This is a genomic window from Thiomicrorhabdus arctica DSM 13458 (assembly GCF_000381085.1).
Classification (GTDB): domain Bacteria; phylum Pseudomonadota; class Gammaproteobacteria; order Thiomicrospirales; family Thiomicrospiraceae; genus Thiomicrorhabdus; species Thiomicrorhabdus arctica.
Map to the genome: position 1 here is coordinate 285,724 of NZ_KB905899.1, position 18,194 is coordinate 303,917.

Annotated in this window: 11 protein-coding genes and 2 tRNA genes; 7 read left to right on the forward strand and 6 right to left on the reverse strand. The window is 41.9% G+C overall.

What is annotated here, in order from left to right; translation table 11 throughout:
• Positions 1-448: 448 nt before the first annotated feature.
• From eat to F612_RS0101325, 3 genes are read right to left on the reverse strand one after another with little or no spacing between them, the layout of a single operon-like run.
• A complete protein-coding gene (gene eat / locus F612_RS0101315) occupies positions 449-1,873 on the reverse strand; it encodes an ethanolamine permease (RefSeq protein ID WP_019555937.1) in 1,425 nt (474 codons plus the stop codon).
• 23 nt (positions 1,874-1,896) lie between these two features.
• A complete protein-coding gene (eutC, locus tag F612_RS0101320) occupies positions 1,897-2,745 on the reverse strand; it encodes an ethanolamine ammonia-lyase subunit EutC (protein ID WP_019555938.1) in 849 nt (282 codons plus the stop codon).
• Positions 2,742-4,148 carry an ethanolamine ammonia-lyase subunit EutB gene (locus F612_RS0101325; RefSeq protein WP_019555939.1) on the reverse strand — a complete coding sequence of 469 codons (1,407 nt, stop codon included), beginning with the start codon at positions 4,146-4,148 and terminating at the stop codon, positions 2,742-2,744. The genes eutC and F612_RS0101325 overlap by 4 nt, the downstream gene beginning before the upstream one ends.
• Positions 4,149-4,323: 175 nt before the next feature.
• Between F612_RS0101325 and F612_RS0101330 the strand changes: the two genes are divergently transcribed.
• The 5 genes from F612_RS0101330 to F612_RS12760 all read left to right on the forward strand — a co-directional run bounded on the left by F612_RS0101330 (position 4,324) and on the right by F612_RS12760 (position 7,645).
• A complete protein-coding gene (locus F612_RS0101330; RefSeq protein WP_026329556.1) occupies positions 4,324-5,274 on the forward strand; it encodes a helix-turn-helix domain-containing protein in 951 nt (316 codons plus the stop codon).
• Positions 5,275-5,718: 444 nt separating this feature from the next.
• Positions 5,719-6,033, forward strand: coding sequence for a DUF6763 family protein (locus F612_RS11925; protein WP_019555941.1), 315 nt, complete (start codon positions 5,719-5,721; stop codon positions 6,031-6,033).
• A gap of 458 nt (positions 6,034-6,491) precedes the next feature.
• Positions 6,492-6,568, forward strand: a tRNA-Pro gene (locus F612_RS0101340).
• A 146-nt stretch (positions 6,569-6,714) separates the two neighbouring features.
• Positions 6,715-6,790, forward strand: a tRNA-His gene (locus F612_RS0101345).
• Positions 6,791-7,060: 270 nt separating this feature from the next.
• Positions 7,061-7,645 (forward strand): cupin domain-containing protein, encoded by a 585-nt coding sequence (locus tag F612_RS12760; RefSeq protein ID WP_019555942.1) that lies wholly within the window; start codon positions 7,061-7,063, stop codon positions 7,643-7,645.
• Positions 7,646-7,776: 131 nt separating this feature from the next.
• On the opposite strand, the gene F612_RS0101355 is transcribed toward F612_RS12760, so the two are convergent.
• The 3 genes from F612_RS0101355 to hrpB form a co-directional block, all read right to left on the reverse strand.
• Positions 7,777-8,487, reverse strand: coding sequence for a biotin--[acetyl-CoA-carboxylase] ligase (locus F612_RS0101355; protein ID WP_019555943.1), 711 nt, complete (start codon positions 8,485-8,487; stop codon positions 7,777-7,779).
• A 125-nt stretch (positions 8,488-8,612) separates the two neighbouring features.
• The gene (locus tag F612_RS0101360; protein ID WP_019555944.1) at positions 8,613-10,718 is read right to left on the reverse strand and encodes a BCCT family transporter; all 2,106 of its coding nucleotides are present in this window, start codon (positions 10,716-10,718) and stop codon (positions 8,613-8,615) included.
• A gap of 150 nt (positions 10,719-10,868) precedes the next feature.
• Entirely contained in the window at positions 10,869-13,433 is a 2,565-nt protein-coding gene (hrpB, locus tag F612_RS0101365) for an ATP-dependent helicase HrpB (RefSeq protein ID WP_019555945.1), read from the reverse strand.
• A gap of 1,007 nt (positions 13,434-14,440) precedes the next feature.
• Here hrpB and F612_RS11935 point away from each other — a divergent pair.
• Complete coding sequence (locus F612_RS11935) at positions 14,441-15,409, forward strand: ABC transporter substrate-binding protein (RefSeq protein ID WP_019555946.1); 969 nt, start codon at positions 14,441-14,443, stop codon at positions 15,407-15,409.
• Between the two features lie 6 nt (positions 15,410-15,415).
• Positions 15,416-18,124 (forward strand): response regulator, encoded by a 2,709-nt coding sequence (locus tag F612_RS12810; protein WP_019555947.1) that lies wholly within the window; start codon positions 15,416-15,418, stop codon positions 18,122-18,124.
• Positions 18,125-18,194: the final 70 nt, after the last annotated feature.

The window sequence follows — 18,194 nt, forward strand, 5'->3', positions numbered from 1 at the left end:
ATTCTGATTTAAATGACTTAGATGAATCATTAAAAGCTGAGTCCCTTGCATATTTTAGAACGCTAGAAGAAGTCTAACGAATAACCATTTTGCTTGGTTTGTTACTTATGAGTATAGGTATTCTTATAAGTAATAGAAATATGTGAAAGGCAAGTGCTTTCGTTTAGATGGGACTGAACTTTTTAATTAAATTGTTCTAAGTATGTTGCCATTTTTACTTGATCACAACAAAGTGATGGATCCCGATTTTGGAATTTTTCACGCTACGAGAGGACTTTTATGGAGGTTCTTTTAGACAAAATATTTTTAGAGACTTCTGTGTAAAAACAGATTAATACGGCTGTTGATTTTTTCAACAACCGCCTAATAAGTTCAGGATTGGGTGTTTAGAATGCCAAATGAGGCATTCGTAAAAATAACCCTGGTGTTCATTTGACTTGACGATATGTTAGCTGGTCGAATTTTGATAGCTAACGTCTAATTCTGCTTGTGCTTTTGCCAACATTTCGAACTCTTCTTCTGCACTGTGTGCGACCAAATGGTTTTTGCTATAGCCAAAATAATAAGCCGCGCCAATTGCAAATAAAATCATGGTGTAAAAGAAGGCTCTCGGATCAAAAGCATAAACGCCAGTTAATGCAATTAAAGACAACACTAATGCAATTCCAGATGTGAAGATACCGCCGGGTGTTTTATAGGGACGTGGAAGGTCTGGTTGTTTGAGTCTTAAAACGATATGACTGTAAGCCATTAATGCATAAGAAACGGTTGCGCCAACTACGGCCATGGCCAGAATCAAATCACCTTCTCCACTCAGCGAAACTAAAAACCCAAAAATCCCAGGAATAATAAGTGCACGTGCAGGTACCTTTTTATGCTCAGTGGTTAAAGACAGTGATCTTGGTAAATAACCTGCTCTTGAGAGTGCAAAAATCAAACGGCTATAACCGTAGATAATAGAGAAAAAAGACGCGATGAGTCCAGCGAGCCCTAAAACATTTACTAATGTCGCTAGATTCGCATTGCCATTGGCATTTAAGGCATCTACTAAAGGGACAGCGCTTTTACTAATCATGTCAGCACCCGCAGAACCTGCTAATAAAAAGACAACTAGTACAGCAGTGAACAATAAGAACAACATAGCTGCAATAATCCCTTTAGGGACATCTTTAGCTGGGTCTTTGGCTTCTTCTGCTGCTAAAGGAACACCTTCAATCGCTAAAAACAACCACATAGCAAAGGGTAATGCTGCCCAAACACCGTACCAACCTAAGGGTAAAAATTCAGAGGCTCCTATGGCTTCGGTCACTGGAATATTGAATAGATTTGCAGAATCAAAACTACTAAATAATACAACGCCAGTCGCAATAATAGCAAATACGGCCAAACCGCTAATGATCATCATAATCTTTAACGCTTCACCCACTCCCATTAAATGAATGCCGACAAAGACTAGATAAAACATAGCATAGACCCATATGCCATTAAAGCCTGTGAGCGCTTCAAACGCGGAGCCTATGAATATGACAATAGCGGCTGGTGCTAAAGCATATTCAATTAGAACAGCAAGTCCAGTCATATAGCCTGCTGTTGAACCCAGGGCTTGACGAGAAAAACCATAGCCACCGCCTGCTGTTGGGATGGCGGATGACATCTCGGCTAGTGACAATACGAGGGTTAAGTACATAATAGCCATAAGAACCGCTGCAATGGCAAAGCCACCCCAGCCAGCTTGCGCTATTCCAAAATTCCAGCCTGCAAAATCACCGGAAATAACATAAGACACGCCCAATCCGGCCAGTAAAAACCAGCCTGCGGTGCCACTCTTAAGTTGCCGTTTAGCATAATATTCTTGATTTGTTTGTGTTTCCATAGCTCTAGACTCCATCGCTAAAATTATTCAATTAAAAAATTTTTATTTTCTTCTTCATGTTCTATGGTTTTCTCATGGCTTCGATCCTTTAAGTTAACGCCTGAAAGTTTCAAGCGACGTGATTCTTGAATTAGATACAATGCTTTTTGACTTGCGTCTTTGAAAGCCAGTCCAGCAGGCCTTATATTTGAAATGCAATTTCTGTATGCATCATTCAGCCCTACCTTAGGTTGCCAAGTAAGATAGAGTCCTAGGCTATCTGGAGAGCTTAATCCAGGACGTTCTCCGATTAAAATAATGACGAGTTGTGCATTTAGGAGTTCGCCAATTTCATCGCCAATAGCCACTCGTCCTTGCTCAACGATGCATAAAGGCGCTATGCGAATATTGGTTAATGAGGGGGTGTTTCGAATATCCTTGAATAAAGTCCCTATAAATTTAGGGGTGTTTTGTTGAACTGCTTTGGAAGAAAGTCCATCCACTACAACAATGGCTAAGTCATATTGAAAGTCATGCGCTTCAGAGTCCTGCATTAATCCCAAACGGGATATTTCATTCAGTCTTTTGCCTAAGTCTGGTCTTTGTAAGTAGGTCAAACGATCATCAGCTTGACTGTGTAAGGTGAATAGTTTTGGCTGAGATTGCAGTGAACTTAATTGAATGGATAAGGATTGAACATCTAAGGGAAGGTGCACGGCATCCTTAGCTTGCGCATGAGCCAATTGAAACGCTAGCATCTCATGTGTGGGGAGACTGACCCCTGTTCTTCCTAAGCCAATTCTTGCGTCAGTAAACGCTCGAAGTATCCGCCAGGGGTTTTCAACGGCTTCATCTGATGTGGTGGGGGGAGTTGATAAAGTTTTAGATTTCATACGCGCCCTTTTGGCAATGATTTTAAAGCGTGCTTAAAGACATTTGGGATGTCGTCAGGAAGAATGACTTGGTCAATATCTCTAAAAATAGCCATATCCATTAACCATTTTTCAAATTCAGGCGCAGCTTTTAACCCAAGCACTCGACGTGCGTAGAGTGCATCGTGAAAAGAGGTGGTTTGATAGTTGAGCATAATGTCGTCAGACCCAGGAATGCCCATTACAAAAGAACAGCCAGCAACGCCTAAAAGAGTAAGGAGATTATCCATGTCATTTTGGTCGGCTTCAGCATGATTGGTGTAGCAGACATCGCATCCCATAGGAAGGCCTAATAGCTTGCCACAAAAGTGGTCTTCTAATCCTGCACGGGTAATCTCCTTGCCGTCAAATAAGTATTCGGGCCCAATAAAACCCACAACCGTGTTCACTAATAGCGGTGAAAATTTACGGGCAACTGCATAGGCTCGTGTTTCGCAGGTTTGCTGGTCGAGCCCATGATGCGCATTGGCTGAAAGAGAGCTACCTTGGCCTGTTTCAAAATACATGACATTATTACCAACCGTGCCACGGTTTAAAGATAGAGCGGCTTCCTGAGCCTCCGCGAGGGTATTTAAATTAAAGCCAAAACTGGTATTTGTCGCCTCCGTTCCGCCAATGGACTGAAAGACTAAGTCTACTGGCGCACCCAGTTCAATAGCTTCTAATGTATTCGTTACATGGGTGAGTACGCAGGATTGGGTTGGAATTTGATAGGTTTGAATGACCTCATCCATGAGCTTCATCAATTTCACTGCTTGCGCAACACTGTCCGTGGCAGGGTTAATTCCGATGACCGCATCACCACTGCCATAAAGCAGGCCATCTAAAATGCTGGCGGCGATGCCATTAACATCATCGGTTGGATGGTTGGGTTGCAAGCGCGTTGATAGGTGATTTGGTAAGCCAATCGTATTACGAAAGGCCGTCGTGACATGGCATTTTTTAGCCACCAGAATTAAGTCTTGATTACGCATTATTTTACTAACAGCAGCGGCCATTTCTGGAGTAACGCCTAAGCAAATCTGTTTAAGAACTTCAGAAGTGGCCTTATCACTGAGCAGCCAGTTACGAAAATCACCAACTGTTAAATGAGAAATTGTAGAGAAAGCCTGTTCATCATGCTCGTCCAAGATTAAACGCGTAATTTCATCCGTTTCATAAGGAATAATAGTTTGGTTTAAAAATGTTTTAAGAGGTAAATCAGCGAGCGCCATTTGAGCTGCTGCACGATGTTCAGCTGACAGAGCGATCACTCCAGCGAGACGGTCTCCAGATCTTGCAGGAGTCGCTTTAGCCATCAAATCGCCAAGGTTTTTAAATTGGTAGCGATGCTTTCCTAAGGTGTATTGGTAATTTTGGCTCATATAGGCTTTACTCGAAAACGTTAAGGGGAATAAAAGTTGCTTGCCTATTTATAAGCGAGAGTTGTTCCTTTTGATTATCGAAATTTGGCAAATGATAAAAAGAATATATAAAACAATAGGTTATTTGGGTAGTATTTGAGACTAAATATTATTGTCAAACATTGCGAGCTATAAAATGAGTAGTGATGAAATAAGTAGTGCACTAAACAGGTGCGTATTGAGAACAGATGATCTGGATCAGCAAGCCGATAGCCTGACAAATTGGTTACAAGAATATGATCAAATGAGTGAAGGCTGTTTTTATGGTAGTGTGGACAAGTTAACTAGCCATAACTTTCATGTTTTTAAAGAAGAAACCAGCAGAGCATTACGTCAGCAATGTCAAATATGGACAGATGCGATTTGGTTTGGTATTCCACTAGAAGAGGATTTGAGTTTTCGGATTAACGGGCAGAATTTAATGCCAAATAATTTGGCAACTCGATCAGGAGATCAAGCCTTTGAGTTGGTTACTCCCGAAAACTTTCAGATTTATGGAGTGGTTCTTGAAGGTGAGCTATTAAACCGAATGGCTACTTTACAAGGAGTTGAATTAAGAGAATGGGATGTTTTTAAAAACCCAACGCTTGAACTGGCACCTCAAAAACTGATGATGTTAAAGTCATGTTTGGGCACCATTATGGATGATTCCTCTCATAAAATGGATTCGTATGTTCGAGAAGACTTGTTGATGACCTGCCTACTTCATGCTCTGCCTAATGAATCAAGCTCGCCAAAACTCCTTCCTAGCTATCAGCATCGTAAAGTGGTCGTGGAACGTGTAAAAGAGTATATGAAGAGTCATCAACAATTACCGGTCACGATTACAGAGCTATGTCAAATTGCTTATGTGAGTCGTCGCACATTGCAATATAGTTTTGAAACTATTTTGGGGTACAGTCCTTTACAGTTTTTGCGGTTGACACGACTGAATCAAGTTCGAAGAGCCCTAAAAACTGCGGATAAAGATAGTACGGTGACCGAAACTGCTGAAAAGTGGGGGTTCACCCATGCTGGACAATTTAGCCATGATTATAAAAAAACATTTGGGGAGTCTCCATCACAAACTCTTCGAAAAGCCTTATAAATTTTGATGATAATCCAAGTCGAAAAGGTAATATTCTTATTCATTATGAGTTTTGAAAATGTCCTTATAATTTATAAATGGGTGCGGCCTTTATGATTAGTCATGTCTAAGCTGCCATTTGTCATTTTTGGGAATGTTGTAGAAGGGGTTTTTGGACTCTTATTTACATATTGCTGTAGATGCTGATGGGTAAAATGATCGTAACGCTTAACCATCTTGTAGTCAGACCATCTACCCCAACTCTTGAAGTATCTCTAAAGGCGTTCCTCTTTGGACATGTCAGGATTTGCCCAAGTATGTCGTAAGTCATGTCACAACAGCTTCTCATCACCTATCTTTAGCCCTTTATTAGGTAAGATTAATGATTCTAAATACGTAACTTTACAAGTTAGCTGTTTGTAAGATATTATAAGAAACAGGAAAACAAAATGGAGTTACATAATCATGCCCTTAAACGTCGCACCGATTGTAGATAACTGGTACTGTCATCTGGACAAAGGTCAGCGCTTTCGCGTGGTGGCCATAGATGAATCTGCACGCACGGTGGAGATGCAGGATTTTGAAGGTACATTGTTTGAGTACGACTTTGATATATGGTATCAGGAGGATCTGGAATTTTGCGAGGCACCACTAAGTTGGGCCGGTGCTGAGGACGTCGGTAATATCGACGACTACGGTACTGAAATCACTGATACAAAAGCTTCCGACTGGACTGAAGCTGCAGATGACTTTTCACCGAAATCGCCACACCGAAAATAGATGCTAACCCGTGTCAAGTTCTGTACCAGGAAGGCAAACCTTAGTTGACCGAGCTTGCATCAGCGCCATGGAGTTGCTTACGGTTGTGACCGGAGGATCTGGTGTTTACTTTTTGTCTTCTAATGACATCTATTGCTACTTGAGAGAGCGGAACGACAAAAGATTGTTCACTCTTCAGAAAGGTCATCTCCTTCGATATAGATAATACCCTGTGAGAGATCAGCTTGTGCCCAATGAAGTAGGGTGGTTATTGATTTTCTAACTCCTTCCACTCGCCACGTTATCCTTCAGGTCTACGTCGGTCATGAATAAGAATTAATTTATTGTTTAAAAATGTATATATTTTTATTTGAATCTTTATAAAAAAACTGCAAAACAATAGCGTCTGGGATTATTTACAAGAATGCGTTTTTATCTATTGACAGGAAGGGGGGTGGCCTATAAAATACGCCACTTCTCGGAGTGTAGCGCAGCTTGGTAGCGCACCTGTTTTGGGTACAGGTGGTCGGGGGTTCAAATCCCTCCACTCCGACCATATTCTTATCAGCATGTATAAAAATAAACTTTTTCTGCAAGCTGGTATACAAAAGGTTCCACAAAACGTCTAGTGCTCAAAGCTGTTGAGCATCGCCTTTCTAAGGCGAATGGACGGAACCCTATCTACAGTTAGTATCTACTATGGCGGGCGTAGCTCAGTTGGTAGAGTCCCGGATTGTGATTCCGGTTGTCGCGGGTTCAATCCCCGTCGCTCGCCCCATTTTATTCTTTTTTTTATTTCCATTATTATTTTTACACACATTCTGTGCTGTATTTCTATAAATCCAATTCTACTGTTTTTGCCGTTAAAATTTAACTAAGATCGCTTATCAGAACCCCTGTATTAGAATGTCGTTTCATGAATGGTGTATGTTGAAGTTTTTCTACTGGATCTTTAGTATAGTGAGTGCACCGTGTTTGTGTAAATTCAAAATGCGAGATAGCCTTTTAAAGAGTCCAATTTTAACCTCAGCGCAACTTGGGAAATCTGATGCAAGAAAATATGAATTTTGATGAATCTATTGTCATACACACAGCAGAGATGGAATGGCTTGGTAGTCCTTCAGAAGGGGTATTACGCAAACCTTTAGAGCGAGAGGGCACCGAGTCAGGGCGTACGACCAGTCTTGTTAAGTTTATGCCTGGTGCGGCCTTTTCTCCGCATAGTCACCCATTAGGCGAAGAGATACTGGTTTTAGAAGGTGTTTTTTCGGATGAAACCGGTGATTTTCCCGCAGGTACTTATTTTAGAAATCCGCCAGGTTCAAAACACCAGCCGTTTTCCAAAGAGGGATGCATTTTATTCGTAAAGCTAGACCAGTTTGATCCATTAGACTTAGAGCCTGTGAAAGTCCAAACGGATTTTAATCCTTTGAATCAAGGATTAGGCGGCTTAAAAGTGATGGGGTTGCATCAGTTTGGGTCTGAAAGTTGTGCGTTGGTTTTTTGGCCAGCAGGTGAACATTTTCAGCCACATACTCATTGGGGTGGGGAAGAAATTTTAGTCTTAACGGGTGAGTTAATTGATGAAAACGGCCATTATCCAAAAGGCACTTGGTTACGCAGCCACATTTAAGTAAGCATTATCCTTATGTAGAACAAGACACGCTTATCTGGGTGAAGACAGGGCATTTATAGTGCATGATAGGTGGAGTGAGTGTGAAGTTTTTTTAAGGTTTTGCGGTTAATGATGAGTACTAAAATGTCTTATAAATGTTTGCGAATTGAAGTAAGGCCTGATGATAGAACTCTAATTTCACCTCTGACTTCTATAAGCGCCTGACCTTCTGAATTAATGCCTAAATAAAGCCCTGTGGTTTCCTTTTCGGGTGAGATGAAGCGAACGGTTTCATTCACTTCAAATAGGTCATGTGCTTGCCAGTGTTCATTGAGTTCAAGCTGCGAGTAATTTTGTAACCCCGCTTGTTGGATTTTATGAAAGAAGCGTTCAAATAACGCATCTAAATCAAACGGTTCAACGCTGCTTGAACCGTCTATCACACCTGATCTGCCTCGATTAATGCCAATGCCGATTATCAGCGCACGGTAGTCCTTTTTTAAGACTTGTTCAATCAACATGCCCGCTACTTTCCCTTGATCGTTAAAAATATCATTAGGCCATTTCAAATAGAGAGGGGCAGTGGTGAGTTCATTCAGACTTTGATGCAGTAAAGCTGCAATATGTAAGCTTAAAAGACCTGACAGTTCAAAACCCGCCTCCAGCGGGTAAGCTAAAGAGAATATGGCAGAATCTTGATTTGTGACCCAACGACGTTTTTGTTGGCCATAGCCTGAGGTCTGAATTTTGGTCGTGCAAAAAATAGGCTTAATGGGTCTGTTTTCAGTAACGTAATCTTTTAAGTATCGACTGGTTGAATCGACCGTTTCCAGCGAAATAACTTCATAGGAGGCTTGCATAAGGTTCAACTTAACGTGGTTGCTTTTAGTGTGTGCTTATTCTGTGTAATTCGTCTAAAGAAGGTTGTTCGATGATTATCATCGAACAATGAATTAGTTTATCCATTCTACCAGGCCTGGTAGTTTTAAGGCTCTTCGTTCAAGTTAAGGTTAGATTGTAATTGCTTTTCATGTTGCTCAATATCCCAAGGTAATAACTCCGCAGAATGATGCAGTTTGTGCAGGTAGTGTTCAAAGTGATTCAATATATCTGTAATCATATTGTGACGACTGTAGCCGTATACATCATAAGCTTCACTGCCTCCTCTTAAAAAGACCTCTGCACGGTAATAATATTCATGATCATCTTCAGCTGCGGCTTCGGTTGCTTTTTCTGAAACTGAGATGGATGCCGTTTCCATTGGAAGTTCCGATAAAGCAAATCCAGGGATTATGAATTCAGATAAACGGACTTCATAAATAAAGGCCATTTGCTCTGACTTAATGACTTCTATACGGGTTCTCAGGGGATCGTTCTCCATATAAACGTTTGACTCCCAGCCACGACGTTTGAGTTCGGCTTGAACCGTTTCCATGCTTTTATGAACAACGTCTTTAATAAAGCTTGAAACATCCTCTTTATCAGGGTAGTCCACAAGCTTTGCAAGGCGATCCTTCCAATTTGTACCTTCTTTTTCTAAGACTTTACCACTATTACGCACCGCGTTTTTTAAACTCATTTCTCGATGGGTTTCAAGAACGAGTGCACGCCACATGCCTATCATGGCAATGATCATAATAATTGCAAAAGGCAAAGCACTGACAATGGAGGCAGTTTGTAGGGCTTTGAGTCCACCAGCCAAGAGTAAAACCGAAGCCACTGCACCTAACAGGCTCGCCCAGAATACACGTTGCCAGATAGGCGTGTTAGAGCTGCCGCCAGAGGCAAGCGAATCAAGAACCAAGGCTCCTGAGTCGGCTGAGGTGACAAAGAATGTGATGATTAAAATCACCGCCAAAGTTGACATAATACCACTGAGCGGTAAGTGCTCGAATAGCTGGAATAGTGCGATGGCATTATTGTTTTGAACAGCCTGAATAAAACCATGGTACCCCTCTTGCATGATTAAGTGTAAGGCGGTATCTCCAAACACCGAAAACCACAGAAAGGTAAACAGGGTGGGTACTAACATTACGCCCAGGACAAATTGACGAATGGTGCGCCCTTTACTTATTTTGGCAATAAATAAACCAACGAAGGGAGCCCAGGCAATGGTCCATGCAAAGATAAATATGGTCCAGTTTCCAATCCAATCGCTTGATGAGTAGGCTTGCAAGTTAAAGGTACGCTCAACGATATTACTGAGGTAACTGCCGGTATTTTGCAAGAATGTCTCTAAGATGAAGATAGAAGGTCCTGCCATAAACACAAATAACATTAGGGCAACCGCTAAGCCAATATTGATTAAAGAGAGTCGCTTAATACCTTTATCCATGCCTGCCACAACCGAAATAACGGCCAAACCGGTAATAATGATGATCGCTAAAATTTGGACAGAGGTGGAGATTGGAACGGATGGAATAAGATAATGAATTCCCGTGTTAATTTGAGTTACGGATAAACCAAGCGTGGTTGCAAGTCCAAAGACGGTTCCCAAAATAGCAAAGGTGTCCACGCCATGTCCAATAGGACCATAAATCCGGTCACCAATTAATGGATAGAGCGTTGAACGCATCGAAAGCGGTAAGTTATGTCTAAAGGAGAAGTAGGCTAAGCTTAACCCAACGAGGCCGTAAATAGCCCAAATATGAAAACCCCAATGGAAAAAGGCAATTTGCATCGCTTCCTTGGCAGCATCTACCGTTTCCGCAGCACCGTTTGGTGGTGAGGCAAAATGTAAGACGGGCTCCGCAACCCCAAAGAACAATAGGGCAATACCATAACCCGCAGAAAACAGCATCGCAAACCAGGCCAGAAAGGTGTATTCGGCTTCAATATGGTCTGGGCCAAGTTTAATTTTACCCCATGGCGAAAGTGCAATGACAACAATAAAGACCAAAAACATGGCGACGGCCAGCATATAGAACCAGCCAAAATTTTGAGTAATGCTGGCCAAGATGCTTGCAAAGAATGTGCCAGCCAATTCAGGGTTACTGAGTGTGCCAATTAGGAATAATAATATGACGACAATCGCTGGAATAAAGACAGGAAGCAGTAAGGTTGATGCAAAAGCTGGTTTTGAAACAGACATATGGATGCGCGCTCTTTTAACGAAAGTAACCCTAGCCTAACAAAAAAAGTCGATTTACCCTAGTAAATATTGTGTTAAATTACGAGCTTATTACTGAAAATTACCTCTTTAACTAAGATAAAATCCTCGTTTTGAACCAACAAAGCCTGGCTATTTTGTACGTGGCCGACGTGGTTGTATCGATCTGCCTGGTTTCTCTTCAAGCGGTTTTTCTGGCCAACGGTGTCTGCGGTATTTACCGCGCATCTCTTTGGCGACCTCTATATACGAGGTGTTCCAAAAGTTGGCTAAATCGGCGGTGATTTGAATGGGTTTTTGAGCGGGTGACAGCAAATCAAACGTGAGGGCGATTTGGCCATTCGCCAGTTTGGGAGATGAGAGTTCACCGAACAGCTCTTGCAGTTGAATCGCGACTTTAGGTGATTTTCCCATTTGATAGTCAATGGCCACTCGTTTACCGGATGGCGCGGTGTAATGCGTGGGGGCGTATTGTTCTATTGCGTTTAATTCGGAATAACTGAGTCTGGCTTGCAATAGACTCAATAAATCCAATTTTGCTAAATCTGACCACTGTGTGACATGGCTTAGATAGGGCAGACACCACTTTTCAAAATCATTCACTAGCTCCTCTGTCGAAAATAGGGCGTATTCTGGCAAGTATTGGCCTAACCAGGACACGCGATCTAACCAGGCCTGGTTGGTTTTATTCCACGGTAGTTTTTCTAAATTTGAGGCCAAAATGACCTGTGTCATACAGGTCTGAACGTCGGTTGGCTTGAGTTTTTGGGTGGAGGTTTGCTGTAGACTTAGTGCACCGAGTTTTCGAAAAGTGGTGCCTAAAATACGCTGTTTTTTGTCATCAAAAGTGACACTGGTCTCGGTGGTGATTTGCGTGGCAAAGAGTGATTCTATATCCTCTAGGGTAATCGGTGCCGCCATAAAGACTTTACCATCTCGACGTTGGCCATCTAAATGGGCGACTACTAACCAGGCCTGGTCATTTAAACGATCTTCAGGCGTCAGAAAACAACCTTTGCCATTGCTTAGTTGATAACGGCCGTCGGCATTTGAACGACGTTTGGCGACTCTGTCAGGATAGGCTAAGGCTAGCATCTGACCTATTGAAAGCTGGGTAGTGGATGTTTCTGACTTTAAAGTATTCGGCAAACCAAGCACTCGTTTTTTCCACTGCTGGCTATTTCTAATGGCTTCTCGCGTCGCCGACAGTACGAGTTGTGAGGCGTTTGATGTTTTACTGTTTTGACGATAAGCCTGTAAAGCCTCAACCCTATCCTCTAAATTAACTCCATAACCACGTTTGAAAATATCCCGTTCACTCAAAATGGCGGCGATGTCACAAGCCGTGGTGAGAGATTGCTCTCCAGTTTGTGCTGCAATCAAAAGCATCTTTGCTAAACGTGCCGAAAGGCCGAGTTGACTCGCTTGCTCTCCTAAGGGCTTGAGAGAACCATTGGTTTTTAAAAAGCCTAGCTGGATTAACAGCGCTTGCGCGATTTGGTAGTGTGCTTTTGGCGGTGGCGTTAACCAGCGTAAATCTTCTAAATTAGTCACGCCCCACATGGCCATCTCTAAACTTAAGTCTGTCAGATCGGAGTTTAAAATCGATTCGGCTGTGAAGGCTATACGGCTTTTGTGATCGGATTCTGTCCATAAACGATAAGCATGACCTTCAGCCAATCGACCTGCTCGACCTGAGCGTTGTGTGGCGGACGCTTGCGAGATGTTTTGGGTCAGCATGCGGGTCATGCCGCTACTGGCATCATAAGCCGCGTGACGGACTAAACCGCTGTCGATGACAATGTGAATGCCTTCTATGGTTAAACTGGTTTCGGCAATATTGGTCGAGAAAATGACCTTGCGACGATGTTTAGCATCTTTGAGCAATACCTTGCTTTGGGCTTCAGGCGTGAGTCCACCATAGAGCGGAATCAGAGCTACTTCCGCAGGGTTGATACTTTCGGAGGCATGTCTGATAGTTTCTAGAATTTCTTTTTGACCCGGTAAAAAAATCAGACAGTCTCCACTATGTTGCTCAAGTGTCTTGAGTAAAGCCTGAGTAATCACGATATAAAACGGGTGTCCATAGAGTAGCGATAATGGTTTCGGTGGTGCACTGGTTAAGTAATGGATATTGACGGGGAAGGTCCGACCAGGGCATTGAATAACGGGCGAATTGTCCAAAAACAGACTTAATGAGTCGCTTGCAATCGTGGCGGACATAATCAAAATCTTTAGATCTTCTCGCAGTGCAGATTGGCTGTCTAAACATAACGCCAGGGCTAAGTCTGAATCCAAGGAACGTTCATGAAATTCATCAAAAATAATCAAGGCCGTTTCACTGAGTTCCGGATCGTTTTGCAGGCGTCTGATTAAAATCCCTTCAGTCATGATTTCAACCACCGTCTCTTTGGATATTTGACGGTCATTGCGAACTTGATAACCAATGCGCTGGCCGACTTTTTCACCGAGTTGCTTCGCGAGAAAAGCCGCAAGGGAACGCACTGCCAATCGACGAGGCTCCAGTAGGATGATTTTGCGACCTTGTAACCATTCAGCTTGCATCAATGCTAAAGGCACTTGCGTTGATTTACCTGCTCCTGGCTCAGCTTGGAGTATGCAGGCCGAATGTCCAGCTAAACAGTTCTGAATCTGTGGGATAAAGGCATGGATCGGTAACTCAGTGGTTGCAGACATAGAAAGTGGAAAAGCCCTTGGTAAAAAATGAAATAATAAAGATTAATGTCTAGAGATGCTTGCAAGAGTCAATCGTCGTTTAATAAAGAGTTAAAATGACGCTTCTTTTCGTTTAAATAATGGGCAGTAACTCATTATTACGAGCCCAATCAACCTAGATTTCCCACATTGCGATCTCGACACATAACGCCTGTCATGAAATAGTCTCTATCGCCTATTTTAATCGTCTTTGGAGGGTATACAATATTTTCTGCCGTTTATCTCGTGCGTGAAGATAACATTCGGATGAACTAAGCTAGAGGTGCACGATATGCTGTTACGTTTAAGGATATATTTTCATCAATTGTTGTGTGAAATATGACAATACTCACGGACCATCGTATGTCACCATTGTGGGGAGGCAGATGAATGTTTCATTCTGTACCGTATTCAATCGTCTTGCATGATTGCTGCAAAACCCAAAATTTAGGAGATTCAAAGGGCACGATGCAGCTTTAAGATATGCTTTGCTTTGCTTGAATATGTTCAACGGTCATGTTATTCGTTCAAGGCATAAAATGGTTACCAGTGTGGTATTTCAGCATGGCAACATGCAATATTTAAGGTTAATTTTTTTGTTTGGGGTGTTGGACGTATACCACTAGAACAAGTCTTTCCTATGGTGGGATAAAGAGAATCTGCATGTAAACTGATGTGTGAACTGAACATAGGGTTATACTTGATTTTAAAGAGTTAAAGAGTTAAAGAGTGAGAAGTGGCAAAGCGATGTGATGGCTTTCAAGCCAACAGCCTTTGGCATTTAATCGGATGTGATCATATAACGAATCGAATTGCCCAAAGAGCGTCTCCATTGCGCTCAGTTTTCCCCTATTTTGCTGCCGGACAACACCATGAGTGTTGTACTGGAAGTTCCTTAGCTCACTTAGATGCAAGTTTTAAATGAGACTGTTTTGTAAATGACCGTCAAAAAAGATGCTTTATTTAGTTTTTAAAAGGATAAATCCGTTATGTTTAATTTCCGTCATGTGCTTATTTCAATCGGTTTGGCAGTCTCTTTTACGGCTCAGGCGATTGATACTATGCGTATTGGTACGAATGTTTGGCCGGGTTATGAGCCGTTTTACTTAGCTCAAAGCCTTGAAGGATGGGATAAGGGCAATAAGATACAGCTGGTTGAATATGCGACTGCAACAGAAGTGTTACGTGCATTTAGAAATAAAACAATTGAAGCCGCTGCTTTGACCTTGGATGAGGCATTATTGCTACGTGAATCAAAGATGCCCATTCAAATAGTTTTAGTCACCGATATTTCAAATGGTGGTGATGTCATTATGGCAACACCAGACATTCAGACATTTAGTGATATTAAGGGTAAAAGAGTTGGAGTTGAAGGGGGAGCTTTAGGCGCTTATGTTTTAACGCGTGCTTTAGAAGTACACGGACTGGCTTTGGAAGACATACAGATAATTCACGTTGGCGTAGACGCTCATGAGTCAGTCTACCGTCAAGGGAAGGTTGATGCTGTTGTGACCTTTGAACCCGTACGAACCAAATTAAAAAACCTTGGAGCTCAAGAAATTTTTTCCAGCCGTGAAATTCCTGGCGAGGTCGTCGACGTATTGGTTGTGCATGATGACTACTTAGCCAAATCTCCAGAGCGGGTAAGAACGTTGATCAAAGGGTGGTATAACGCTTTAACTTACCTTAAAAAACAGCCGGAATTGGCGGCCAAGGTCATAGCTCAACGCTTAAAGGTCACTCCCCAAGAAGCATTAGATAGCTTTGAGGGCTTACATTTACCTTCATTGGCTGAGACACGAAAATTATTGGGTGGCGTGGAGCCTAAATTAAATCCGGTTTTACAGCGTATGCAAAAAACCATGTTAGAGCAGGAGTTATTAATTGATTCAGTCAGTCTCGATAGGCTACTCAATCCAGCCTATTTAAATATACCAACTCGAGCCAGCAAAAAGTAGAGTGTTATGACGTTAAGATTTTTTTTACCTAGCCTGTTTGTGGTTTTTATTACCATTACAACGATCTTTTCATTTTTGACCATTCGCAGTCATGTCCTAATGGAGGTTAAAGCAGATCAGTACAGTCGAGCGATGAGTTCTTTGAATAGTTTGCAAGGTAATGTTGAACGTTTTTTATTTTTGGGTGATATTGAAGGGGTAAAAAAAGCCATTGCGTCTTTAGGGGCTCAACCAGATTTAAATGTTATTTTTGTGACGGATAAAAGAGGCAAAGTGATTGCTTCGACGCACCAAAGAGCGATTGGACAGCAATGGGATAAGTTGCACTATTTGTTTGATGCTGGACTCATTTATGAGGTCCCTCGAACCAAAGTAACTCAAGTGCTTTATTCCGAAGAAAATAATCTTATCACGGGCTATACAAGTGTGTGTAATGCAGAGGCGAGTAATAGTCTGCGCCCACAGCGTTGTGGATTTCTCTATTATTCGGTAGATGCACTCTATTTACAAGATAAGGCCATGACTTCACTGCTGAATTTGATAGGATTGAGTTTGCTCGGATTTCTTTTAAGTGCGTTCCTCTTTTCAGTCTCTGTCTATTATAGAGTGACAAGACGAGTTATGCGTTTAGTGGATGTTTTGCAACGTTTTTCAAAAGGTGAGCATTCGGTACGTGCTCATGTTCAGGGTGCAGATGAATTAGCTCAAATTGGGCAATCAATTGACTCTTTATTCGAACAGATGACTGAAGAGCGTGGAGAATTGATCGCCAGTGAGCAGATGCAGAAGGCCATTATCAATAGTAGCAGTTATTCTATTATCTCAACCACCCCAGAAGGCATGATTAAGAGTTTCAATAAAGCTGCAGAAAAAATGCTTGGTTATCAAGCACAAGATTTAATTGATAAACAAAGTCCGGCTTTATTTCATCTGCCTGAAGAGGTGGTCGAGCAAGCCAAAACGTTATCAATGGAATTAGAAACGCAGATTGAACCTGGTTTTGAAGTCTTTATCGCCACAGCAAAATTAGGTCAACTCTATGAACGTGAATGGACTTATGTCCATAAAAATGGCGAGCGTATACCAGTCATGCTGTCAGTGACTGCTGTCTATAATCACCAAGGTGATATTACTGCTTATCTAGGGGTTGCTAAGGATTTGACTGAACAAAAAAGAGTTGACAAGATAAAGAGTGAATTTATTTCGACTGTCAGTCATGAACTGCGTACCCCTTTAACTTCTATTAAAGGTTCGTTGGGTTTAGTTAAATCGGGCATGCTGGGTGAGCTGCCTGAAAAACTCGTTAGCATGTTGGAAATTGCTTTTAACAACAGTGAGCGCTTAATTCGCTTGATAAATGATATTTTGGATATTGAAAAAATTGCGGCGGGAAAAATGGATTTTAAAATGTCCGAGTTTTCTTTAGACCGTTTATTAGAGCAAAGTGTTGTCGCAAACAAAGGGTATGGAGAAGAGAAAGGCGCTACCTTTAAAATCACCGAAACGATTGAAAATGCACAGGTGGAAGCAGATCATGATCGCTTGATGCAAGTGATGGCAAATTTGATGTCAAATGCTGCGAAATTTTCTCACGAAGGGGGCGAAGTTGAAATAAAGTTGACTGAACAGGATGAACATTATCGGGTTTCAGTGATTGATTTTGGAATCGGAATTCCAATTAAGGTTCAGCCAACGGTATTTGATCGTTTTATCCAGGGGGATTCTTCCGATACTCGTCAGCAAGGTGGAACGGGTCTAGGGTTAAGTATCACTAAAAGCATTGTTGAAAGTCATCACGGCCACATTGATTTCATCAGTACGCCTGAAGGGACGACTTTCTATTTTGAAATACCCAAAATGCAACAGCCAATCGCACGGGCGTTACCTCAATTAGTGCCTGATAAATCCGGAATTTCTGTTTCTTTAGATGTGTCAAATGTTTCTGCTCAGGCGGGTGAAAAGAACGAGTCTGAGTGTTTTCGAATCCTTATTTGTGAAGACGATAAAGACATCACCACCTTATTGTCGCTCATGTTACAACAAAATGGTTATGAGACAGATATCGCCTTTGATACAGACGATGCAAAAGCGTTATTAGCCAAAAACCATTACGATGCCATGACCTTAGATTTAGGTTTACCGGGTCAGGATGGAATCTCTTTTATTCATGAACTACGTCAAACGCAAGACTTCAAAACCCTACCTATAGTGGTTGTTTCAGCGAATGCAAATCAAGGTAGAGAGAGTATTAAAACTGAAGATATTGGTGTGATTGATTGGCTGCAAAAACCGATTGATCAGGATCAATTAGCGAATAGCTTACAGTTAGCCGTTAACAACTTGCCAAGCACGAAACCGCATATTTTGCATGTAGAAGATGATGCTGATATCACGGCAGTGACCCGTTTGGTATTAAGGGACTTTGCTACGGTGACTTCGGCTGCCACGCTCGCTGAGGCAAAGCAACACCTAGAAAAAACGGACTTTGATTTAGTGATACTTGACTTAGCTCTACCAGATGGTAATGGTGAGAAACTACTCCCTATGCTAAAAACAGGTGACAAGACCAGTATCCCCGTCGTGGTATTTTCAGTTCACAAACTCACCCAAGATGATACAACTCACATTAAAGCGGGACTGATTAAATCTCAAACGACTAATGAAAATCTACTTGAAACGATTCGTAACGCGATACAAAATAAAGCTCGGGAGTGATTTCTATTGTTCCATGAGTAGGGATATAAAAAGAATGACTGCATGGAATATCATAAACAATAAAGTCATT